This is a genomic window from Klebsiella sp. GG_Kp175 (assembly GCF_040062325.1).
Taxonomy (GTDB): domain Bacteria; phylum Pseudomonadota; class Gammaproteobacteria; order Enterobacterales; family Enterobacteriaceae; genus Klebsiella; species Klebsiella quasipneumoniae.
In genome coordinates, this window is sequence record NZ_JBEAFX010000036.1 from 1 (window position 1) to 21,082 (window position 21,082).

The window sequence follows — 21,082 nt, forward strand, 5'->3', positions numbered from 1 at the left end:
TGCGTTGTCTGCGGCCCTCAACCCCGGTCACTTACTGATGTAAGCTCCCGGGGATGTCGGGTCTTGACGCCTTTTTGCCACGCGAAATGCTGGGTTAAATGGGTGGGGCGCCTTTCACGCCCCAGATGTGTTGGCCGGATAAATGCTATCCGGCCTTCTCTTACCAGCCACCGCCGCCACCACCACCGGAACCGCCGCCTGACGATCCGCCACCGGAAGAGCCGGAACCGCTATAGCCCGACCCTGACGAGTCACCCTCTGAACGCTGCACCGGCTTCTCGCCGGCGGCGGAATGACAGCTCTGGTAGAAATGATGCATATCCTGCCAGTCTGCCTGCGCTAACACTTCCGACATCGCGCCGGTGCTGCTTAAATATCGGGAAAAAGTGTTCGCCAGGGTCTTTCCTACGCCGAGCGCCAGAGCGACCGGCAGCAGGCTTTCAAAGTGAGCGACCATCTGGTCAGGTGGATAAAGTGTCTGATAACGCTTCTCTTCGGCGGTTTTAATATACAGCTTCAAGCCCTTGGCGACGGCCAGATCGTTTAACCCCTTCTGCGTATAGCGAGGTGTTTTCCAGGCGACGAACGCGCACAGTGCGATGGCGGTTAACAAGGCGCCAGGATAGCCGGCAGGAAGTTGGGTGAGGGGTAGCATGCCAAGCAGGAAAACACCGCCCGCCACGGTGGCGAAAGGGCTAAATACCAGCGCCATCAGGATCATCACTGGTCCCAAACTACGCAGGGTTTTCATCGGATTGCGTAAAAACCTCAGGCACAAATACGTCATCACCCCGCCGACCGATACAAACAGCAGACAGGGAACGGTGAGCGCCGCCGCCGCCGGGCTAAATCCGATGCCGCAAACGATCGGGATCAGCAGAGCAATATAAATACAATGACGCAGCGGTTTACCCCATGTCCGGCACAGCTGCGATTTCTGCTCTTCACAACATTTTTCCAGCCATCTGCGCGCGTTTTGCATCAACGTTTGATGCGGCGTACTGAGATTGATGTTCTTACGTTTAGCGCTGAAAAGCAGGCTCATCAACTGCTTTTCATTGGGGTTCAGCGGCTTATGTTTTTCGTCTGGCTGACGGGAAAGCCACTGCTCATCAACAGGGGATGAAGACCACGCGCCTTTGGTTTGGCTTTTTTTACTCGTTAATCTGATTGCTCGTTTGGCAACCAGTCCCAGCAAATCGCTACTGAATGCCACATCATCATACTTACGTTGCGTAATAAAGCGCAGATAGCCTGGCGACATCGCGGCGGGCAGCGAAAATAGCGGCGTCACCGGCGGCATTTTTAACCCCGCCGCGATGACGTTTTTGCGCCACCACAGCCAGTAGTAGCCAACAAGCAGTAGCAGGGGAAGCCAGATAATACTGGTGGCCAGCGTCGGCACCAGTAAATGGACCAACGGCCAGACCGCTTCGGGCGCGGCGGCGCCTGCCAGAATATCTCGAGGCCAGGTATAGACCACGGTTAGCCCTTCGCCGGTGGCAAGGGGGCGGGAAGTTTGTATGCTGCCATCAGGCAGGATGATCGCATGGTGGTCTTTCGCCCCCTGACGACCAGTGTAAACATCAATGGTGCGCAACCTTGCATCTCTGCCATCCGCATTCAGCTGCCCGGCGGCGTCAGGCAGTACAAGCTGGAAACGGGCTTTCCCGATTGGCCAGCTCCAGTCGTTGCCCGTCACGTTCCAGTACAGCTCATCCCAGTCATGGAAGCGGCTGAAATGGTTGCTAACCTGATAGCGAATTTCATAGTTATAAATACCTGGCTTCAGGGTGCGATCGGCGCTGCCAATGCGCACGGTCAGCGCTTTTGTCGTGCGATCGAGGCTGTAGGGTTCAGGGAGTCCATTGCGTGAGACCGATTTGATGACGTAATCAACGCTAAAAATTTTGCCGTCCTGCCGGTGCCAGGAGAGAGGTAGCGTGCGGAAAATGCCTCGACGAATCTCCTTTCCGAGGGACAGCACGGTGATATTTTCCCGCATCTCCATGCTGCCGTTTGGCTGAAAACGCGCCAGGGAATCGAAAAAGAGAATATGTTCATACGCGGGAACCCGGCGGACATTGGCCGGGAGTGGCGACGCCTCGGTGATAGCGTTATCGTCGCTGACGGCTAAGCCAGAGATGCTCAACAGCAGCAGCAACAGGCCAATACTGCGCAGTATCCGCATGGACCAGGTGGACATAGGTCACTCCATCCGCGGCAATTTGGCTTCTTCAGGGGACTCCAGTTCAAAGAACAGTTCCGCCCTGAAGCTAAACAGGCGGGCCAGCAGCAGGCTGGGGAAAGACTCCACCAGAATATTAAACTCACGGACCGTGGCGTTGAAGTAACGGCGGGCCATTTGCAGCTGTTCTTCTATTTCGCCAAGGGATTGCTGCAGCGAGAGGAAATTTTCGCTGGCTTTGAGTTCCGGATAGGCTTCCGCCAGGGCGAAGATACGACTCAACGTTCCGGCATATTGCTGCTCGCTGTCGGCCACCTGTCGGGGATTGCCGATCAGGACGCTGCGCTGGCGGCCGATCTCTTCCAGCAGCTCTTTTTCGTGCTGCGCATAGCGTTTGACCAGACTGAACAGATTGGGCGCCAGATCGTGACGGCGCTTGAGCTGGACGGCAATGCCACTCCAGGCTTCATCTTTGAAACGGCGTAGAGAGATAAAACGGTTATAGGTGAAGATCGCCCAGATAAGGATCACGGCGACAATAGCCAGCCCGATATACATTTCCATATGTTTATTCCATGTTGACTGCTGATGATCGCGTTGCGCTGAATACTTTCTGCGCAATTTTACGCGTCAGCGAATCTTACCGCACGTGAAACGCCAGGAGAAACTGTGCTTGCAGATTAAATTCTGAAATATCACGCGAGCCTTTGTCCTGGCGGATATCTGACAGGACAATCCGCAGTTTCACGTTCGGGGCACCATGGCATTATCGTCGCAGTATGAAATAAACAAGCCCAGCCGTTCACCCGCGGCTGGGCTTTATTCCGTTGCCGGGAGGCAACAAACAAGCGCTGTGTTACCTGACGAACGCTTTTCTTAATGCTTTTCCCAACCGGTCTGCTGGGCGCTAAAGCCGAGCGCCTGCATAAAGGCCGCCATCACGCCGCGGTCCTCCACCCCTTGGTCGGCGACGCGCCAGCTTTTGATGGCCGGGTTATCACGCAACGTCTCTTCCACTAAATATTGCCCGACGCCGCGGCGGCGGGTCACTTCACGCACGCACAGATCGCTGAGCTCACCTTCAACGCCGCGCAGGGTAACGCGCACGGCGCCCAGCAGGCGCTCGTTAAAGCGGGCGGCGTAGAGACGATGGTTTTCATCAAGGGTCAGCGTCGACAGATCCTGCGACGGCCAGATTTTTCCCAGATCAATGCGATCCTGATCGCTGAAGTGCTGTAAACGGATAATGGTCAGTTTCATGGGCGGCAAGTCCAGTGCAAAACAGAGGCGCCAGTGTACCCAAAATTGCTGTCTGGCGGAGCGCTGTTTTTTGCGCATACATCAGGGGATTCGTTTTCCTGGCGTTGTTGGGGTAGCGCAATCCGTCATGGATCGAAAAATAAGCAGAATTTTAACCTAATGTGCAGCGTTTTATTCCGCCTTATGTATCGTTATTTTATGCTGCCGCATGGACTTTTTTTTGTTTATCTTCAGCAAAATACAGAATATTATCTTTGCTTAATCGACTGAAAAATAGAGATTTTAATCTGTTTTTTAGTGAAAAGCTGCGCTAAACCATTAAACTCAATGGTAAAAATGGCGTTGTTTAATAAAAGCACAGAATGCTTTTTAACCATAAAAATACAAAACATTTACACCACATCACGAACGGGGTTCTGCAGCATGAAAAGGAACGCGAAAACCATCGTCGCGGGCATTGTCGCATTAGCGATGTCGCACGCGGCGATGGCCAAGGATATTAAGGTCGCCGTGGTCGGCGCGATGTCGGGCCCAGTGGCCCAGTGGGGCGACATGGAGTTCAATGGCGCGCGTCAGGCGATTAAAGACATCAACGCCAGCGGCGGCATTAAGGGCGACAAGCTGGTGGCCGTCGAATACGACGACGCCTGCGATCCGAAGCAAGCGGTCGCGGTAGCCAACAAAATCGTCAACGACGGTATTCAGTACGTTATCGGCCACCTGTGCTCCTCTTCCACCCAGCCGGCTTCCGATATCTATGAGGATGAAGGCATCCTGATGATCTCCCCGGGAGCGACCAACCCGGAGCTGACCCAGCGCGGCTATCAGTACATCATGCGTACCGCCGGCCTCGACTCCTCGCAGGGGCCGACCGCGGCGAAATATATCGTCGAGAAAGTGAAACCGCAGCGTATCGCCATCATTCATGACAAGCAGCAGTACGGCGAAGGGCTGGCGCGTTCGGTGCAGGACAACCTGAAAAAAGCCGGGGCCAACATCGTCTTCTTTGACGGCATCACCGCGGGTGAAAAAGATTTTTCCGCCCTGCTGGCGCGCCTGAAGAAAGAGAACATCGACTTCGTCTACTACGGCGGTTACTACCCGGAAATGGGTCAGATGCTGCGCCAGGCGCGCTCCGTTGGGCTGAAAACCGTGTTTATGGGGCCGGAAGGGGTCGGCAACGCCTCGCTGTCCAATATCGCGGGCGCCGCGGCGGAAGGGATGCTGGTGACAATGCCAAAACGCTACGATCAGGACCCTGCCAACAGCGCCATCGTCAACGCGCTGAAAGCGGAGAAGAAAGATCCGAGCGGGCCGTATGTCTGGATCACTTACGCCGCGGTTCAGTCGCTGGCGCAGGCGATGGACAGAACCGGCAGCCAGCAGCCGCTGGATTTAATCAAAGATTTGAAAGCGCACGGGGCGAAAACCGTGATTGGGCCGCTGACCTGGGATGAAAAAGGCGATCTGAAGGGATTTGAGTTTGGTGTCTTCCAGTGGCACGCCGACGGCTCTTCGAGCGCGGCGAAATAAGCGCTGAAGATGAGTTATCCCTCCGCCCGCGAACCGCGGGCGGTTTGAAAAAGGTTACCTTATGTCCGAGCAGTTTCTCTATTTTCTGCAGCAGATGTTTAACGGCGTCACGCTGGGCAGTACCTATGCGCTGATCGCCATCGGCTATACGATGGTGTACGGCATTATCGGCATGATCAACTTCGCCCACGGCGAGGTCTATATGATTGGCAGCTATGTCTCCTTCATGATCATCGCCGCGCTGATGATGATGGGCATCGACACCAGCTGGCTGCTGGTCGCCGCCGGCTTCGTGGGCGCCATTGTGATTGCCAGCGCCTACGGCTGGAGCATTGAGCGCGTGGCCTATCGGCCGGTGCGTAACTCCAAACGTCTGATTGCGCTGATCTCCGCTATCGGGATGTCTATCTTCCTGCAGAACTACGTCAGCCTGACCCAGGGCTCCCGCGACGTGGCGCTGCCGAGCTTGTTTAACGGCCAGTGGGTCGTCGGCCACAGCGACAGCTTCTCCGCGACGATCACCACCATGCAGCTGGTGATCTGGGTGGTAACTTTTATCGCCATGCTGGCCCTGACGCTGTTCATTCGCTACTCGCGGATGGGACGCGCCTGCCGTGCCTGTGCCGAAGACCTGAAAATGGCCAGCCTGCTCGGGATTAACACCGACCGCGTTATCGCCCTGACCTTTGTCATCGGCGCAGCGATGGCGGCGGTGGCCGGCGTGCTGCTGGGGCAGTTCTACGGCGTGATTAACCCCTACATCGGCTTTATGGCCGGGATGAAGGCCTTCACCGCCGCCGTGCTCGGCGGTATCGGCAGTATTCCGGGCGCGATGATCGGCGGCCTGATCCTGGGGATTGCCGAAGCGCTCTCTTCTGCCTATCTCAGCACTGAATATAAGGACGTGGTTTCCTTCGCGCTGCTGATTCTGGTGCTGTTAGTAATGCCGACCGGCATTCTGGGCCGCCCGGAGGTGGAAAAAGTATGAAACCGATGCAAATTGCAATGGCGCTGCTCTCTGCTGCGATGTTCTTCATTCTGGCGGGCGTCTTTATGGGCGTGCAGCTGGAGCTGAACGGCACTAAGCTGGTGGTGGATACCGCCGCCGATATTCGCTGGCAGTGGATCTTCATCGGCACCGCGGTGGTCTTTTTCTTCCAGCTGCTGCGGCCGCTGTTCCAGAAAGCGGTTAAGAACGTCTCCGGGCCGAAGTTTATTATGCCGGCGATTGACGGCTCAACGGTGAAGCAGAAGCTGTTCCTGATCGCCCTGCTGGTCATTGCCGTGGCCTGGCCGTTTATGGTGTCGCGCGGCACGGTGGATATCGCCACCCTGACGATGATCTATATCATCCTCGGTCTCGGGCTGAACGTGGTGGTCGGGCTTTCCGGCCTGCTGGTGCTGGGCTACGGCGGGTTCTACGCCATCGGCGCCTACACTTTCGCGCTGCTGAACCACTATTACGGTCTTGGTTTCTGGACCTGTCTGCCGCTGGCCGGCCTGGTCTCCGCGGCGGCTGGCTTCCTGCTCGGTTTCCCGGTACTGCGTCTGCGCGGCGACTACCTGGCGATCGTGACCTTAGGCTTCGGCGAGATCGTGCGTATTCTGCTGCTCAACAATACCGAAATCACCGGCGGGCCGAACGGCATCAGCCAGATCCCGAAACCGACCTTCTTTGGCCTCGAATTTAGCCGTAGCGCCCGCGAAGGCGGCTGGGATACCTTCAGCAACTTCTTCGGCGTCAAATACGATCCCTCCGACCGGGTGATTTTCCTCTACCTGGTGGCGCTGCTGCTGGTGGTGCTGAGCCTGTTCGTTATCAACCGCCTGCTGCGGATGCCGCTGGGGCGGGCGTGGGAAGCGCTGCGTGAAGATGAAATCGCCTGTCGTTCGCTGGGCCTGAGCCCGACGCGCATTAAGCTGACCGCCTTTACCATCAGCGCCGCGTTTGCCGGCTTTGCCGGGACGCTGTTCGCCGCGCGCCAGGGTTTCGTCAGTCCGGAATCCTTTACCTTCGCCGAGTCCGCCTTCGTACTGGCGATCGTCGTGCTGGGCGGGATGGGCTCGCAGTTCGCGGTGATCCTGGCGGCTATTCTGCTGGTGGTGTCGCGTGAGCTGATGCGTGACTTTAACGAATACAGCATGTTAATGCTCGGCGGCCTGATGGTGCTGATGATGATCTGGCGTCCGCAGGGGCTTCTGCCAATGACGCGCGTGCAGTTGAAGCTGAAAAACGGTCAGGCGAAAGGAGAGCAGGCATGAGTCAGCCATTATTATCCGTCAGCGGCCTGATGATGCGTTTCGGCGGTCTGCTGGCCGTCAACAATGTGTCGCTGGAGCTCAGAGAGCGCGAGATCGTCTCGCTGATCGGCCCCAACGGCGCCGGGAAGACCACGGTCTTTAACTGCCTGACCGGTTTCTACAAGCCTACCGGCGGCACCATTCTGCTGCGCGACCAGCATCTGGAAGGGCTGCCGGGCCAGCAGATTGCCCGGATGGGCGTGGTGCGGACCTTCCAGCACGTGCGTCTGTTCCGCGAAATGACGGTGATTGAAAACCTGCTGGTGGCGCAACATCAGCAGCTGAAAACCGGACTCTTCTCCGGTCTGCTGAAAACGCCGGCCTTCCGTCGGGCGCAGAGCGAAGCGCTGGATCGCGCGGCCACCTGGCTGGAGCGTATCGGCCTGCTGGAGCACGCTAACCGCCAGGCCAGCAACCTGGCCTATGGCGACCAGCGCCGGCTGGAGATTGCCCGCTGCATGGTGACCCAGCCGGAAATTCTGATGCTCGATGAACCCGCGGCGGGGCTGAACCCGAAAGAGACCAAAGAGCTGGACGAGCTTATCGCCGAGCTGCGTAACCATCACAACACCACCATCCTGCTTATCGAACACGATATGAAGCTGGTGATGGGCATTTCCGATCGTATCTACGTCGTGAACCAGGGGACACCGCTGGCCAACGGGACGCCGGAAGAGATTCGTAATAACCCGGACGTGATCCGCGCATACCTTGGTGAGGCATAAGATGGAAAACGCGATGTTAACTTTTGACAACGTCAGCGCCCACTACGGCAAGATTCAGGCGCTGCACAACGTCAGCCTGCATATCAAACAGGGCGAGATTGTGACGCTTATCGGCGCCAACGGCGCGGGGAAAACCACCCTGCTCGGCACGCTGTGCGGCGATCCGCGCGCCTCCAGCGGGCGCATTGTCTTTGACGGTAAGGATATTACCGACTGGCAGACGGCGAAGATCATGCGTGAGGCGGTGGCGATCGTCCCGGAAGGGCGGCGCGTCTTTTCGCGTATGACGGTGGAAGAGAACCTGGCGATGGGCGGTTTTTTTGCCGACCGCGATCAGTTCCAGACCCGCATCAAATGGGTGTATGAGCTGTTTCCGCGTCTGCACGAGCGCCGTATCCAGCGCGCCGGCACCATGTCCGGCGGCGAACAGCAGATGCTGGCGATCGGTCGCGCTCTGATGAGCCAGCCGCGTCTGCTGCTGCTGGATGAACCGTCATTAGGGCTGGCGCCGATCATTATTCAGCAGATCTTCGATACCATTGAGCAACTGCGCGAGCAGGGGATGACTATCTTCCTCGTCGAGCAGAACGCCAACCAGGCGCTGAAGCTGGCCGACCGCGGCTACGTGCTGGAGAACGGTCACGTGGTGCTGGAGGATACCGGCGACGCGCTGCTGGCCAACGAGGCGGTGCGTAGCGCCTATCTCGGCGGTTAATTCATCGCAACCCGGCGTCGTTCAGTTCGCCGGTTTGTAGCCCGGGCGAGGCGCTTGCGCCGACCCCGGGAGCCGATCGCACAACTATTATCCGTGTCTCAGCTCCCACTTTACTTCCCCCGTCCTTTCATCGGCTTGTCATCTCTCTGACCCGTTACTATCTTTTTTTTGTAATAAAAAAGTTATTTTTCTGTAATTCGAACATGTCATGTTACCCCGCGAGCATAAAACGCGTGAAATCGCGCATCCGGCACAACAAGAGAGATAACCGATGATATCGTTACGACATACAGCTTTAGGACTGGCGCTGAGCCTGGCTTTTGCCGGTCAGGCCCTGGCGGTTACCACCATCCCGTTCTGGCACTCAATGGAAGGCGAACTGGGTAAAGAAGTGGATTCTCTGGCGCAACGCTTTAACGCGGCCAATCCTGATTACAAAATCGTTCCGGTATACAAGGGCAACTATGAACAGAGCCTGAGCGCCGGTATCGCCGCCTTCCGTACCGGCAACGCGCCGGCGATCCTGCAGGTGTATGAAGTGGGCACCGCCACCATGATGGCGTCGAAAGCCATTAAGCCGGTCTACCAGGTGTTTAGCGAGGCGGGCATCAAGTTTGATGAATCGCAGTTTGTGCCGACGGTCGCCGGGTATTACACCGATTCGAAAACCGGCCATCTGCTCTCCCAGCCGTTTAACAGCTCCACCCCGGTGCTGTACTACAATAAAGACGCCTTCAAAAAAGCCGGTTTAGATCCAGAGCAGCCGCCAAAGACCTGGCAGGATCTGGCGGCCTACACCGCGAAGCTGAAAGCTGCCGGGATGAAGTGCGGCTACGCCAGCGGCTGGCAGGGCTGGATCCAGATCGAGAACTTCAGCGCCTGGCATGGTCTGCCGGTGGCGACGAAAAATAATGGCTTTGACGGCACCGACGCGGTTCTTGAGTTCAATAAGCCGGAGCAGGTGAAGCATATCGCGCTGCTCGAAGAGATGAACAAGAAGGGCGATTTCAGCTACTTCGGGCGTAAAGACGAGTCCACTGAAAAGTTCTATAACGGCGATTGTGCCATTACCACTGCCTCGTCCGGCTCGCTGGCCGATATCCGCCAGTACGCCAAATTTAACTACGGCGTCGGCATGATGCCTTACGATGCCGATGTGAAAGGCGCGCCGCAGAACGCTATCATTGGCGGGGCCAGCCTGTGGGTGATGCAGGGCAAAGACAAAGAGACCTACACCGGCGTGGCGAAGTTCCTCGACTTCCTGACCAAACCGGAAAACGCCGCCGAGTGGCACCAGAAAACCGGCTATCTGCCGATCACCACCGCGGCCTACGATCTGACCCGTCAGCAGGGCTTCTATGATAAGAACCCGGGCGCCGATATCGCCACCCGCCAGATGCTGAACAAGCCGCCGTTGCCGTTCACCAAAGGCCTGCGCCTGGGCAACATGCCGCAAATCCGCACCATCGTCGATGAAGAGCTGGAGAGCGTGTGGACCGGCAAGAAAACCCCGCAACAGGCGCTGGATTCCGCCGTTCAGCGTGGGAATCAGCTGCTGCGCCGCTTCGAACAAGCGACCAAATCGTAATCTGTAACTTGCCCGGTGGCGCTGCGCTTACCGGGCCTACGATGTGCCCTATGTAGGCCGGGTAAGGCGTAGCCGCCACCCGGCATTGTTCAGGAACCCAATCTCCATGTCATCATCCCGTCCGGTATTCCGCTCGCGCTGGCTGCCCTACGTGCTGGTCGCGCCGCAGCTGATTATCACGCTGATTTTCTTTATCTGGCCCGCGGGCGAAGCGCTGTGGTATTCGCTACAGAGCGTCGACCCGTTTGGCCTCTCCAGCCAGTTCGTCGGCCTGGATAACTTCGTTGCGCTGTTCCATGACCCGTACTATCTGGACTCATTTTGGACCACCATAAAATTCAGCACCCTGGTGACCGTCAGCGGCCTGCTCATTTCGCTGTTTTTTGCCGCGCTGGTCGACTATGTGGTGCGCGGCAGCCGCTTTTATCAAACGCTGATGCTGCTGCCGTACGCCGTGGCCCCCGCCGTCGCGGCGGTGCTGTGGATCTTCCTCTTTAACCCCGGGCGCGGGCTGATCACTCACTTCCTTGGCGAGCTGGGCTACGACTGGAACCACGCGCAGAACAGCGGCCAGGCGATGTTCCTGGTGGTCTTTGCCTCGGTATGGAAGCAGATAAGTTACAACTTCCTGTTTTTCTTCGCCGCGCTGCAGTCGATCCCGCGTTCGCTGGTTGAGGCCGCTGCCATCGACGGCGCCGGACCAATCCGCCGCTTCTTCAAGCTGGCGCTGCCGCTGATTGCGCCGGTAAGTTTCTTCCTGCTGGTGGTCAACCTGGTTTACGCCTTCTTCGACACCTTCCCGGTGATCGATGCTGCCACCGCCGGCGGGCCGGTGCAGGCGACCACCACCCTGATTTACAAAATCTATCGCGAAGGTTTCGCCGGGCTCGATCTTTCCGCTTCCGCCGCGCAGTCGGTGGTGCTGATGTTCCTCGTCATTATCCTGACGGTGGTGCAGTTCCGTTACGTTGAAAGTAAGGTGCGTTACCAATGATTGAGAACCGTCGCGGGCTGACGATTTTCAGCCACACCATGCTGATTTTGGGCATCGCCGTCATTTTATTCCCGCTGTATGTTGCCTTCGTGGCGGCGACGCTGGATAACCAATCGGTGTTCGAAACGCCGATGACGCTGATCCCCGGCGGACATCTGCTGGAGAACATGAAGACCATCTGGGTGAACGGCGTCGGCGTCAACAGCGCGCCGTTCTGGCTGATGATGCTCAACAGCTTCATCATGGCGTTCGCCATTACGGTGGGCAAAATCGTGGTGTCGATGCTTTCGGCGTTCGCCATCGTATGGTTCCGCTTTCCGCTGCGTAACCTGTTCTTCTGGCTGATCTTTATCACCCTCATGCTGCCGGTCGAGGTGCGTATTTTCCCGACGGTGGAAGTGATCGCCAATCTCAACATGCTCGACAGCTATGCCGGGCTTACGCTGCCGCTAATGGCCTCGGCCACCGCCACCTTCCTGTTCCGCCAGTTCTTTATGACCCTGCCGGACGAGCTGATTGAAGCGGCGCGTATCGATGGCGCTTCGCCGATGCGCTTTTTTCGCGACATCGTGCTGCCGCTGTCGAAAACCAACCTCGCGGCGCTGTTCGTCATCACCTTTATCTACGGCTGGAACCAGTATCTGTGGCCGTTGCTGATTATTCAGGATGTGAATCTTGGCACCGCCGTCGCCGGCATCAAAGGCATGATCGCCACCGGCGAAGGTACTACCCAGTGGAATCAGGTGATGGCGGCGATGCTGCTGACCCTGATCCCGCCGGTTGTCATCGTTTTAGCCATGCAGCGCGCGTTTGTGCGTGGCCTGGTCGATAGTGAGAAATAAAATGGCTGGTTTAAAACTACAGGCAGTAAGCAAAAGCTGGGATGGCAAAACCCAGGTGATTCAACCGCTGACGCTGGACGTGGCGGACGGGGAATTTATCGTTATGGTCGGCCCGTCGGGCTGCGGGAAATCTACGCTGCTGCGGATGGTCGCCGGACTGGAGCGGGTGACCAGCGGCGATATCTGGATCGACCGCAAGCGGGTGACCGAGATGGAGCCGAAGGATCGCGGTATCGCCATGGTGTTCCAGAACTATGCCCTTTATCCGCATATGAGCGTGGAAGAGAACATGGCGTGGGGGCTGAAGATCCGCGGCATGGGTAAGGGATTGATCGCCGACCGGGTGCAGGAGGCGGCGCGTATTCTTGAGCTGGACGGCCTGCTCAAGCGCCGCCCGCGCGAGCTCTCCGGCGGCCAGCGCCAGCGCGTGGCGATGGGCCGCGCCATCGTGCGCGACCCGGCGGTATTCCTCTTCGACGAACCGTTGTCAAACCTCGACGCCAAGCTGCGCGTGCAGATGCGTCTTGAGCTGCAGCAGCTGCATCGCCGCCTGAAAACCACCTCGCTGTACGTTACCCATGACCAGGTGGAGGCGATGACCCTCGCCCAGCGGGTGATGGTGATGAACAAAGGCGTTGCCGAGCAGATCGGCACCCCGGTCGAAGTATATGAGAAACCGGCCAGCCGCTTTGTGGCGAGCTTTATCGGCAGCCCGGCCATGAACCTGCTGGAAGGGCGCATCAGCGATGACGGCGGTCGCTTTGAGCTGGCGGGCGGCATGCAGCTGCCGACGAATCATGAGCATCGGCGCCACGCCGGGCGTAAAATGACGCTCGGTATCCGCCCGGAGCATTTTATCTTAAGCTCGCAGGCGCAAGGTGGCATTCCGCTGCTGATGGACACCCTGGAAATTTTAGGTGCCGATAACCTCGCCCACGGGCGCTGGGGCGAACAGAAGCTGGTGGTCAGACTGCCGCACCAGCAGCGTCCGGCGGCAGGCAGCACGCTATGGCTGCATCTGCCTTTGGAACATCTGCACCTCTTTGATGGTGAAACAGGACAACGCGCATGAGTAACTGGCCTTATCCCCGTATCGTCGCCCATCGCGGCGGCGGTAAACTGGCGCCGGAGAACACCCTGGCGGCTATCGATGTTGGCGCCCGCTACGGGCATACGATGATTGAATTTGACGCCAAGCTGTCAAAGGACGGGCAGATCTTTCTGCTGCATGACGATAATCTCGAACGCACCAGCAACGGCTGGGGCGTGGCGGGGGAGCTGCCATGGGACGATCTGCTGAAGGTCGATGCTGGCAGCTGGTTCAGCCGTGAATTTAAGGGCGAGCCGCTGCCGCTGCTCTCCCAGGTGGCGGAGCGCTGCCGCCGTCACGGCATGATGGCGAATATCGAAATTAAACCGACCACTGGCCTTGGGCCGCAGACCGGCAACGTGGTGGCCCTGGCGGCACGGGAGCTGTGGGCGGGAATGACCGCGCCGCTGCTGTCGTCGTTTGAAATCGATGCCCTGGAGGCGGCGCAGGATGCCGCTCCCGAGCTGCCGCGCGGGCTGCTGCTGGATGAGTGGCGCGATGACTGGCGGGAGTTGACCACCCGGCTGGGCTGCGTGTCCATTCACCTCAACCACAAGCTGCTGGACGCCGGGCGGGTGGCAAGCCTGAAACAGGCCGGCCTGCATATCCTGGTGTATACCGTTAACAAACCCCAGCGCGCCGCCGAGCTGCTGCGCTGGGGCGTAGACTGCATCTGCACCGATGCCATTGACGTCATCGGGCCGGATTTCCAGCCTTAATATCCACTGCGCGGCGGCTGGCCTTTACGGGTTGGTCTGCCGCAGCATCCCTCCATTATTGTTCGGCAGTACCTGCTGCGGCGGATTGATATTCCCGCCCTGTGCGGCACGCTGCTGATTGGTCTGCAGCTGGTTTTGCAGATGCTGCTGCTGGGAGCGAGTCTGATTGTTCAGATTCTGCTTCAGCATGCTCTGCTGCTGCTGTTGCTGCACCTTCATCTCATTTTGCATGCGCTGCTGGCTGGGGACCACGTAACCCGGCTGATTGGGGTTGTTATCAATATTGATTGGCTGGGCTAAAACGCCGAGCGGCATCAGCGCCGCCAGAAATAACATCGCTTTCATGGTTTTCTCCTCCCGTGTGTGGGATCACTTAAGTGTACCTCGAATCCGCCATAACAATGATTTTTTAGGAGTTATCAACCAGGCTTAAGCGGGGAATGAAACCTACCTATCAGGAGTAAGACAATGATAAAAACAACAATCTGGCGTCAGGTGGTCATCGCTGCGTTGCTGGCGGGCGGGAGTTTTACCGTTGCCGCCAGTCCGCCACCGCCGCCGCCGGTCTCTTATGGCGTAGAGGAGGATGTGTTCCACCCGGTTCGCGCCCGACAGGGGATGGTGGCCTCGGTGGATGCCCTGGCCACCCGCGTCGGTGTGGACATTCTGCGCCAGGGCGGCAACGCCGTCGATGCGGCGGTGGCGGTCGGCTACGCGCTGGCGGTCACCCATCCGCAGGCCGGGAATATCGGCGGCGGCGGTTTTATGCTGCTGCGTACGAAAGACGGCAAGATCACGGCCATCGATTTCCGCGAAATGGCGCCGGAGCAGGCTACGCGCGACATGTTCCTTGACGATCAGGGTAACCCGGACAGTAAAAAATCGCTCACCTCGCATCTCGCCTCCGGCACGCCAGGCAGCGTCGCCGGTTTCTCTCTTGCCCTGGAAAAATACGGCACCATGCCGCTGAACAAAGTGATCCGCCCGGCGATTAAGCTGGCGGAAGAGGGCTTTATCGTTAACGATGCGTTGGCGGACGATCTGAAGACCTACGGCAGCGAAGTGATCCCGCAGCACGAAAACAGCAAAGCGATCTTCTGGAAGAACGGCGAGCCGCTAAAGAAGGGCGACCGGCTGGTACAGAAGAACCTGGGGAAAAGCCTCGAGCTGATTGCCGAGCACGGTCCGGATGCCTTCTATAAAGGCGCTATCGCCGACCAGATTGCTGAGGAGATGAAAAAGCACGGCGGGCTTATCACCAAAGCTGACCTCGCTAACTATAAAGCGGTGGAGCGCACGCCGATTAGCGGCGAATATCGCGGGTATGAGGTTTATTCCATGCCGCCGCCGTCTTCCGGCGGGATCCACATCGTGCAGATCCTCAATATCCTCGAAAACTTCGATCTGCAGAAATATGGCTTTGGCAGCGCCGACGCCATGCAGGTGATGGCGGAGGCGGAGAAACACGCCTATGCCGACCGCTCTGAATATCTCGGCGATCCTGACTTCGTCAAAGTGCCGTGGCAGGCGCTGACCAGCAAAGCCTACGCCAAAGCGATCGCCGCTGAGATCGACGTCAATAAGGCGAAGCCTTCCAGCCAGATCCGCCCGGGCAAACTGGCGCCCTATGAAAGCAACCAGACCACCCATTTCTCGGTGGTGGATAAAGAGGGCAATGCGGTGGCGGTGACCTATACGCTGAATACCACCTTCGGTACCGGCATTGTGGCCGGCGACTCCGGCATTCTGCTGAATAACCAGATGGATGATTTCTCGGCGAAGCCCGGCGTGCCTAACGTCTATGGCCTGGTGGGCGGCGACGCCAATGCGGTGGAGCCGAAAAAACGCCCGCTGTCGTCGATGTCGCCGACCATTGTGGTGAAAGACGGCAAAACCTGGCTGGTGACGGGCAGTCCCGGGGGCAGCCGGATCATCACCACCGTACTGCAGATGGTGGTCAATACCATCGATTTCGGGATGAACGTCGCAGAAGCCACCAACGCCCCGCGTTTTCACCATCAATGGCTGCCGGATGAGCTGCGGGTGGAGAAAGGCTTTAGCCCGGATACCCTGAAGCTGCTGGAGGCGAAGGGGCAGAAAGTGGCGCTGAAAGAGGCGATGGGCAGTACCCAGAGCATTATGGTGGGGCCGGACGGGATGCTGTATGGTGCCTCCGATCCGCGTTCGCCGGATGATTTAACGGCGGGGTATTGATATGTTGCCCGGTGGCGCTGTTGCGCTTACCGGGCCAACCACGGCACGAACATAGGCCGGGTAAGGCGAAGCCGCCACCCGGCAATAAGCTACTTCATTCTCGCCATATAATACGCATCCACATACTCACCGTTGCGCAGCGCGTAACGCTTGCCGGTGCCTTCGATCTCAAAACCGTGTTTTTTGTACGCCGCAATCGCTGGCTCGTTATCGGCGAACACCGTCAACTCGATGCGGTCAACGCGCAGCCAGTTATCGCACAGGTCGATCATCTCGCGCATCAGGGCGCTGCCGATACCGCGGCCCTGATGGCCTGCTGAAACCGCCATACCAAAGGTCGCAACGTGGCTGCGGCGAGGGCGCGGCTCGACATGGAGCGACAGATGCCCGGTAACCCGATCGTCCAGCGTCGCTACCAGATGGAAGGTATGGGGTTTGGGCTGTAGCTTCTCCTGCCAGGCTTCCATGGCGGGGTAAGGGATCTGTAGCGTGTCATGATAGACCTCCGGGTGCGCCATCAGCATACGTAAAGGTTCAGCATCGCGCGGTTCGGCATGGCGTATCACTATGTCACTCATTCCCTTATCCTCTTTTTGGTGGTTGATTCCCCTTCACCATCTCTGACGGCAGCCGGGGAGTCAATGTTGTTTTTTGCAAAAAAAGATAGACAAGTGCGAATGAGAATGATTATTATTGTCCTGCATTCAGGAAGACCCCTGCGGAAAGCCTGAAAGCACGACATTGCTCACATTGCTTCCAGTATTACTTTAGCCAGCCGGGTGCTGGCTTTTTTTTTGCTGCAATCTCAGGCGCTTTGCGGCCTGGCGGACGTCACGCCGTCTTCCGCAACCAGGCCGATGAGATGACTTTTGCTTTCCGCCGCGGCCAGCACCTCGGCGCTGCCGGTGAACAGGCCGCCCTTTTTAATCGCCAGCGAGCGATAGGTGAGGGTGCCATCCAAATTGCCATGCTCCTCAATGGTGATACTGTCGCCGCGACACTGGCCCTGCACCTTGCCGTCAATAATCAGCTCCCGGCAGCTGATGTTGCCCTCCACCTGGCCTTCACGCATCACCTTAATCAGATGTTCTTTAGCCTCAATGTTGCCGGTAAGCTGGCCGTGAATGTAGACATGGCCGCTGGCGACAATATTGCCAACGAAATGCACCCCGCTGGCGATGACCGTGGTCTCTTGTTTTTTACTGGCGACCGTTGGGGATTCTGGGTTATTTGCCGGAGGCGTGACCACTTCTGAAGTCTGGGGTTCCGTTTTATTTTTCTTAATAAACATTGGGTTAATCTTGTTCCGTTGGCTATAGAGGAGGAAGGCGACCAGCGCGCAGGCGGCCGCCAGGCGCGCCGGCACGATCGCATCGACAGACCAGGCGATCAGCGCGAGAAGCCAGAAAAAAAGGGCGCCGTTTAAGGCGAGATACTGTTTGTCCATTAGCAGCGGCTGGCTACTCCGTTAGTCATCAGCAACGTCCTGGTTTGCCCTCCACTTATCCGCAGTTTCGCCATTGAGATCAAGAGGTTTAGCCGGAAAATGGTGATTTAATCACTTATTAATCAATTAGTTATTAATAATTACGTATAAGTAGTGCACTACCTATTTTTTTGACGAATCTTCACGGAAAACGGACTGAGAGGATGAAGTCATGTCCCGGCTTGCGCTATGGTTGAAGGTAGCTCATTCACTAAGGACAGCGTTATGACTCTGCACTGCGCATTTATTGGCTTCGGCAAAAGCACCACCCGCTACCATCTTCCTTACGTATTACACCGCCAGGACCGCTGGCAGGTGGCGCACATCTACCGCCGTCGGGCGAAGCCCGAAGAGCAGGCGCCGCAGTATTCCCACATCCATTTCACCAGCGATCTCGATGAAGTATTAAACGACCCGCAGGTCAGGCTGGTGGTGGTCTGCACCCATGCCGACAGCCATTTTGAATATGCGAAAAAGGCGCTGGAGGCGGGGAAAAATGTGCTGGTGGAAAAGCCGTTCACCCCGACGCTGGAGGAAGCCAAAACCCTGTTTGCGCTGGCGAACAGCAAAGGCCTGACGGTGACGCCCTACCAGAACCGCCGCTTCGATTCCTGCTTCCTGACCACCAAGAAGGTGATTGAGAGCGGCAAGCTTGGCGAACTGGTGGAGATCGAAAGCCATTTTGACAACTACCGCCCGCTGGCGGAGACCAACCCTGGCGGTCCGCAAAACGGCGAGTTCTATGGCCTTGGCGTACATACCCTGGACCAGATTATTTCGCTGTTCGGCCGCCCGGACCATGTTGCTTACGATCTGCGCTCGCTGCGCAACAAAGCTAACCCGGACGATACCTTTGAGGCCCAGCTGTTCTACGGCGATCTGAAGGCTATCGTTAAGACCAGCCATCTGGTGCAGATCGACTACCCGAAATTCATCGTCCACGGCCATAAAGGCTCGTTTGTGAAATATGGTATCGACCAGCAGGAAACCAGTCTGAAAGCCAATATCATGCCGGGCGAGCCGGGCTTTGGCGCGGATGACAGCGTCGGCGAGCTGGTGTATGTCAACGACGCGGGGGAGACAGTGCGCGAAGCGGTCCCGCTGGAGAGCGGCGACTATGGCCGGGTATACGACGCGCTGTACGATACCCTCGTCAACGGCCAGCCAAATTACGTCAAGGAATCTGACGTTCTTACCAATATGGAGATCCTGCAGCGCGGCTTTGAGCAGCCATCACCGGCCACTATTACCCTGGTGAAATAAGCCCAATCGGCTCCTCTGCGCTTGTTCATATTTTTTGAACAGAGGAGTCAATTTTCACCCTCTATGATCGTTGGCGAAATGGGTCCACACTGACTCCATCGAAAACATATGGGGGTGCAACATGATCTACTTACGCAAAGCGAACGAACGTGGCCATGCTAACCATGGCTGGCTGGATTCCTGGCATACTTTCTCTTTCGCCAACTATTACGACCCGAACTTTATGGGCTTCTCCGCCCTGCGGGTGATTAACGATGACGTCATCGACGCCGGTCAGGGCTTCGGTACCCACCCGCACAAAGACATGGAGATCCTGACCTATGTGCTGGAAGGGGCGGTGGAGCACCAGGACAGCATGGGCAACAAAGAGCAGGTGCCGGCGGGCGAGTTTCAGATCATGAGCGCGGGTACCGGGGTGCGTCACTCTGAGTACAATCCGAGCAAAACCGATCGTCTGCGTCTGTACCAGATCTGGATTATTCCGGAAGAAACCGGCATTACCCCGCGCTACGAGCAGCGCCGCTTCGACGCCGCCCAGGGCAAACAGCTGGTGCTGTCGCCGGATGCGCGAGATGGCTCGCTGAAGGTGTACCAGGATATGGAACTGTATCGCTGGGCGCTGCTGAAAGATGAGCAGTCGGTTCACCAGATTGCTGCGGAACGCCGCGTCTGGATCCAGGTCGTCAAAGGCGAAGTGACCATTAACGGTACCAAAGCTACCACCAGCGATGGTCTGGCCATCTGGGATGAGCAGGCGATTTCGGTTCATGCCGACAGCGATAGCGAAATCCTGCTGTTCGATCTGCCGCCGGTTTGATAGTTATCTGAGGTAGTCTATACCCAAAATAATTCGAGTTGCAGGAAGGCGGCGACGCAGCGAATCCCCAGGAGCTTACATAAGTAAGTGACTGGGGTGAGCGAGGAAAGCCAACGTGCATGCAACTTGAACTATGATGGGTATAAATAAATTGCGCAACCTTCCCTAACATGAGGGAAGGTTGCGCTTTGTCCGTGATAAACTGAGAAAATGTTTCCCCGTTGATCACAGTCAGGACGATGAAAAAGAAAAGACCCGTACTTCAGGATGTAGCCGATCTTGTCGGCGTGACCAAAATGACGGTCAGTCGCTATTTACGCAACCCGGAGCAGGTCTCCGAAGCGCTGCGTGGCAAGATTGCCGTTGCTCTCGATGAACTGGGTTATATTCCCAATCGCGCCCCTGACATTCTCTCCAACGCCACCAGCCGCGCGATTGGCGTGCTGCTGCCATCGTTAACCAACCAGGTGTTCTCGGAAGTGCTGCGCGGTATTGAAAGCGTCACCGACGCCTTCGGCTATCAAACCATGCTGGCGCACTACGGCTACAAGCCGGAAATGGAAGAGAAACGCCTCGAATCAATGCTCTCCTGGAACATTGACGGCCTGATCCTCACCGAACGCACCCATACGCCCCGCACCCTGAAGATGATTGAAGTCGCCGGCATTCCGGTGGTGGAGCTGATGGACAGCCGGTCGCCATGCCTCGATATTGCGGTCGGGTTTGATAACTTTGAAGCTGCCCGGCAGATGACCGCGGCGATCATCGCCCGCGGCCACCGCCACGTCGCCTATCTGGGGGCGCGTCTTGATGAACGTACTATCATCAAACAGAAGGGGTACGAGCAGGCGATGCTCGACGCCGGCATGACGCCCTACAGCGTGATGGTGGAGCAGTCCTCGTCCTATTCATCCGGGATTGAGCTGATGCGCCAGGCGCGTCGCGAATACCCGCAGCTTGACGGCATCTTTTGCACCAACGATGACCTCGCGGTCGGCGCGGCCTTTGAGTGCCAGCGCCTGGGGCTGAAGATCCCCGATGATATGGCAATTGCCGGTTTCCACGGCCACGATATCGGCCAGGTGATGGAGCCGCGGCTGGCCAGCGTCCTGACTCCGCGTGAGCGGATGGGGCGCATCGGCGCCGAACGTCTGCTGGCGCGCATTCGTGGCGAAGCGATTACCCCTAAGATGTTAGATTTAGGTTTCACATTGTCACCGGGCGGATCAATTTAAACTGACAAGTTTGAAGTAGATCACACATATTCACATCTGGCACGAATGGATATTGCTTCTCCACAGGTCCGGCATGACAATGTTACCGATAACAGTTACCCGTAACAATTAA

Annotated in this window: 20 protein-coding genes; 14 read left to right on the plus strand and 6 right to left on the minus strand. The window is 57.5% G+C overall.

Annotated features, from left to right (window positions below; genetic code table 11):
* Positions 1–160: 160 nt before the first annotated feature.
* From ABLU73_RS24530 to panM, 3 genes are all read right to left on the minus strand, one after another.
* A complete protein-coding gene (locus ABLU73_RS24530) occupies positions 161–2,206 on the minus strand; it encodes a DUF2207 domain-containing protein (protein WP_043522569.1) in 2,046 nt (681 codons plus the stop codon).
* Positions 2,207–2,209: 3 nt separating this feature from the next.
* A complete protein-coding gene (locus tag ABLU73_RS24535) occupies positions 2,210–2,752 on the minus strand; it encodes a LemA family protein (protein WP_043522571.1) in 543 nt (180 codons plus the stop codon).
* A 312-nt stretch (positions 2,753–3,064) separates the two neighbouring features.
* The gene (panM, locus tag ABLU73_RS24540; RefSeq protein ID WP_048295678.1) at positions 3,065–3,448 is read right to left on the minus strand and encodes an aspartate 1-decarboxylase autocleavage activator PanM; all 384 of its coding nucleotides are present in this window, start codon (positions 3,446–3,448) and stop codon (positions 3,065–3,067) included.
* A gap of 423 nt (positions 3,449–3,871) precedes the next feature.
* Here panM and livK point away from each other — a divergent pair, with 423 nt between their 5' ends.
* From livK to ugpQ, 10 genes are all read left to right on the plus strand, one after another.
* A complete protein-coding gene (livK, locus tag ABLU73_RS24545) occupies positions 3,872–4,981 on the plus strand; it encodes a high-affinity branched-chain amino acid ABC transporter substrate-binding protein LivK (RefSeq protein WP_002920808.1) in 1,110 nt (369 codons plus the stop codon).
* A 61-nt stretch (positions 4,982–5,042) separates the two neighbouring features.
* The gene (gene livH, locus ABLU73_RS24550) at positions 5,043–5,969 is read left to right on the plus strand and encodes a high-affinity branched-chain amino acid ABC transporter permease LivH (RefSeq protein ID WP_002920807.1); all 927 of its coding nucleotides are present in this window, start codon (positions 5,043–5,045) and stop codon (positions 5,967–5,969) included.
* Entirely contained in the window at positions 5,966–7,243 is a 1,278-nt protein-coding gene (livM, locus tag ABLU73_RS24555) for a branched chain amino acid ABC transporter permease LivM (protein WP_004202111.1), read from the plus strand. The genes livH and livM overlap by 4 nt, the downstream gene beginning before the upstream one ends.
* On the plus strand, positions 7,240–8,007 hold the full coding sequence (gene livG / locus ABLU73_RS24560) for a high-affinity branched-chain amino acid ABC transporter ATP-binding protein LivG (RefSeq protein WP_002920803.1): 768 nt from the start codon (positions 7,240–7,242) through the stop codon (positions 8,005–8,007). Before livM ends, livG begins: the two co-directional genes overlap by 4 nt.
* 1 nt (position 8,008) lies before the next feature.
* A complete protein-coding gene (gene livF, locus ABLU73_RS24565; RefSeq protein WP_004145133.1) occupies positions 8,009–8,722 on the plus strand; it encodes a high-affinity branched-chain amino acid ABC transporter ATP-binding protein LivF in 714 nt (237 codons plus the stop codon).
* A gap of 271 nt (positions 8,723–8,993) precedes the next feature.
* The gene (gene ugpB / locus ABLU73_RS24570) at positions 8,994–10,310 is read left to right on the plus strand and encodes a sn-glycerol-3-phosphate ABC transporter substrate-binding protein UgpB (protein WP_004174008.1); all 1,317 of its coding nucleotides are present in this window, start codon (positions 8,994–8,996) and stop codon (positions 10,308–10,310) included.
* Between the two features lie 106 nt (positions 10,311–10,416).
* Positions 10,417–11,304 carry a sn-glycerol-3-phosphate ABC transporter permease UgpA gene (gene ugpA / locus ABLU73_RS24575; RefSeq protein WP_004202113.1) on the plus strand — a complete coding sequence of 296 codons (888 nt, stop codon included), beginning with the start codon at positions 10,417–10,419 and terminating at the stop codon, positions 11,302–11,304.
* Positions 11,301–12,146, plus strand: coding sequence for a sn-glycerol-3-phosphate ABC transporter permease UgpE (ugpE, locus tag ABLU73_RS24580; protein WP_004202115.1), 846 nt, complete (start codon positions 11,301–11,303; stop codon positions 12,144–12,146). The genes ugpA and ugpE overlap by 4 nt, the downstream gene beginning before the upstream one ends.
* A gap of 1 nt (position 12,147) precedes the next feature.
* Entirely contained in the window at positions 12,148–13,218 is a 1,071-nt protein-coding gene (locus ABLU73_RS24585; RefSeq protein ID WP_017899977.1) for a sn-glycerol-3-phosphate import ATP-binding protein UgpC, read from the plus strand.
* Entirely contained in the window at positions 13,215–13,955 is a 741-nt protein-coding gene (ugpQ, locus tag ABLU73_RS24590; protein ID WP_049093789.1) for a glycerophosphodiester phosphodiesterase, read from the plus strand. Before ABLU73_RS24585 ends, ugpQ begins: the two co-directional genes overlap by 4 nt.
* A 24-nt stretch (positions 13,956–13,979) precedes the next feature.
* Here ugpQ and ABLU73_RS24595 read toward each other — a convergent pair whose 3' ends face one another.
* Positions 13,980–14,300 (minus strand): DUF2756 family protein, encoded by a 321-nt coding sequence (locus ABLU73_RS24595; RefSeq protein WP_004202118.1) that lies wholly within the window; start codon positions 14,298–14,300, stop codon positions 13,980–13,982.
* 123 nt (positions 14,301–14,423) lie between these two features.
* Between ABLU73_RS24595 and ggt the strand changes: the two genes are divergently transcribed.
* On the plus strand, positions 14,424–16,169 hold the full coding sequence (gene ggt / locus ABLU73_RS24600; RefSeq protein ID WP_348850478.1) for a gamma-glutamyltransferase: 1,746 nt from the start codon (positions 14,424–14,426) through the stop codon (positions 16,167–16,169).
* 89 nt (positions 16,170–16,258) lie between these two features.
* Here ggt and yhhY read toward each other — a convergent pair whose 3' ends face one another.
* Together yhhY and ABLU73_RS24610 are read right to left on the minus strand one after the other, a co-directional pair.
* Positions 16,259–16,735 carry an N-acetyltransferase gene (gene yhhY / locus ABLU73_RS24605; protein WP_074195325.1) on the minus strand — a complete coding sequence of 159 codons (477 nt, stop codon included), beginning with the start codon at positions 16,733–16,735 and terminating at the stop codon, positions 16,259–16,261.
* A gap of 239 nt (positions 16,736–16,974) precedes the next feature.
* Positions 16,975–17,616, minus strand: a complete 642-nt coding sequence (locus ABLU73_RS24610; protein ID WP_160125030.1) for a polymer-forming cytoskeletal protein — start codon at positions 17,614–17,616, stop codon at positions 16,975–16,977.
* Between the two features lie 264 nt (positions 17,617–17,880).
* Here ABLU73_RS24610 and ABLU73_RS24615 point away from each other — a divergent pair, with 264 nt between their 5' ends.
* The 3 genes from ABLU73_RS24615 (at position 17,881) to gntR (ending at position 20,970) form a co-directional block, all read left to right on the plus strand.
* Positions 17,881–18,918 carry an oxidoreductase gene (locus ABLU73_RS24615; protein WP_049004487.1) on the plus strand — a complete coding sequence of 346 codons (1,038 nt, stop codon included), beginning with the start codon at positions 17,881–17,883 and terminating at the stop codon, positions 18,916–18,918.
* Between the two features lie 121 nt (positions 18,919–19,039).
* The gene (locus ABLU73_RS24620) at positions 19,040–19,735 is read left to right on the plus strand and encodes a pirin family protein (protein WP_002920779.1); all 696 of its coding nucleotides are present in this window, start codon (positions 19,040–19,042) and stop codon (positions 19,733–19,735) included.
* Between the two features lie 239 nt (positions 19,736–19,974).
* Positions 19,975–20,970 carry a gluconate operon transcriptional repressor GntR gene (gene gntR / locus ABLU73_RS24625; protein WP_002920777.1) on the plus strand — a complete coding sequence of 332 codons (996 nt, stop codon included), beginning with the start codon at positions 19,975–19,977 and terminating at the stop codon, positions 20,968–20,970.
* The last annotated feature ends 112 nt before the right edge of the window (positions 20,971–21,082 follow it).

Bases quoted from the DNA above. Each gene is read 5' to 3' on its own strand.
- ggt (WP_348850478.1), top strand. From the start codon at position 14,424: ATGATAAAAACAACAATCTGGCGTCAGGTGGTCATCGCTGCGTTGCTG.
- ugpA (WP_004202113.1), top strand. From the start codon at position 10,417: ATGTCATCATCCCGTCCGGTATTCCGCTCGCGCTGGCTGCCCTACGTG.
- gntR (WP_002920777.1), top strand. From the start codon at position 19,975: ATGAAAAAGAAAAGACCCGTACTTCAGGATGTAGCCGATCTTGTCGGC.
- ABLU73_RS24620 (WP_002920779.1), top strand. From the start codon at position 19,040: ATGATCTACTTACGCAAAGCGAACGAACGTGGCCATGCTAACCATGGC.
- ABLU73_RS24585 (WP_017899977.1), top strand. From the start codon at position 12,148: ATGGCTGGTTTAAAACTACAGGCAGTAAGCAAAAGCTGGGATGGCAAA.
- livF (WP_004145133.1), top strand. From the start codon at position 8,009: ATGGAAAACGCGATGTTAACTTTTGACAACGTCAGCGCCCACTACGGC.
- livK (WP_002920808.1), top strand. From the start codon at position 3,872: ATGAAAAGGAACGCGAAAACCATCGTCGCGGGCATTGTCGCATTAGCG.
- ABLU73_RS24610 (WP_160125030.1), bottom strand. From the start codon at position 17,616: ATGGACAAACAGTATCTCGCCTTAAACGGCGCCCTTTTTTTCTGGCTT.
- panM (WP_048295678.1), bottom strand. From the start codon at position 3,448: ATGAAACTGACCATTATCCGTTTACAGCACTTCAGCGATCAGGATCGC.
- ugpQ (WP_049093789.1), top strand. From the start codon at position 13,215: ATGAGTAACTGGCCTTATCCCCGTATCGTCGCCCATCGCGGCGGCGGT.
- livM (WP_004202111.1), top strand. From the start codon at position 5,966: ATGAAACCGATGCAAATTGCAATGGCGCTGCTCTCTGCTGCGATGTTC.
- ABLU73_RS24530 (WP_043522569.1), bottom strand. From the start codon at position 2,206: ATGTCCACCTGGTCCATGCGGATACTGCGCAGTATTGGCCTGTTGCTG.
- ABLU73_RS24615 (WP_049004487.1), top strand. From the start codon at position 17,881: ATGACTCTGCACTGCGCATTTATTGGCTTCGGCAAAAGCACCACCCGC.
- ABLU73_RS24535 (WP_043522571.1), bottom strand. From the start codon at position 2,752: ATGGAAATGTATATCGGGCTGGCTATTGTCGCCGTGATCCTTATCTGG.
- ABLU73_RS24595 (WP_004202118.1), bottom strand. From the start codon at position 14,300: ATGAAAGCGATGTTATTTCTGGCGGCGCTGATGCCGCTCGGCGTTTTA.
- ugpE (WP_004202115.1), top strand. From the start codon at position 11,301: ATGATTGAGAACCGTCGCGGGCTGACGATTTTCAGCCACACCATGCTG.
- livG (WP_002920803.1), top strand. From the start codon at position 7,240: ATGAGTCAGCCATTATTATCCGTCAGCGGCCTGATGATGCGTTTCGGC.
- ugpB (WP_004174008.1), top strand. From the start codon at position 8,994: ATGATATCGTTACGACATACAGCTTTAGGACTGGCGCTGAGCCTGGCT.
- livH (WP_002920807.1), top strand. From the start codon at position 5,043: ATGTCCGAGCAGTTTCTCTATTTTCTGCAGCAGATGTTTAACGGCGTC.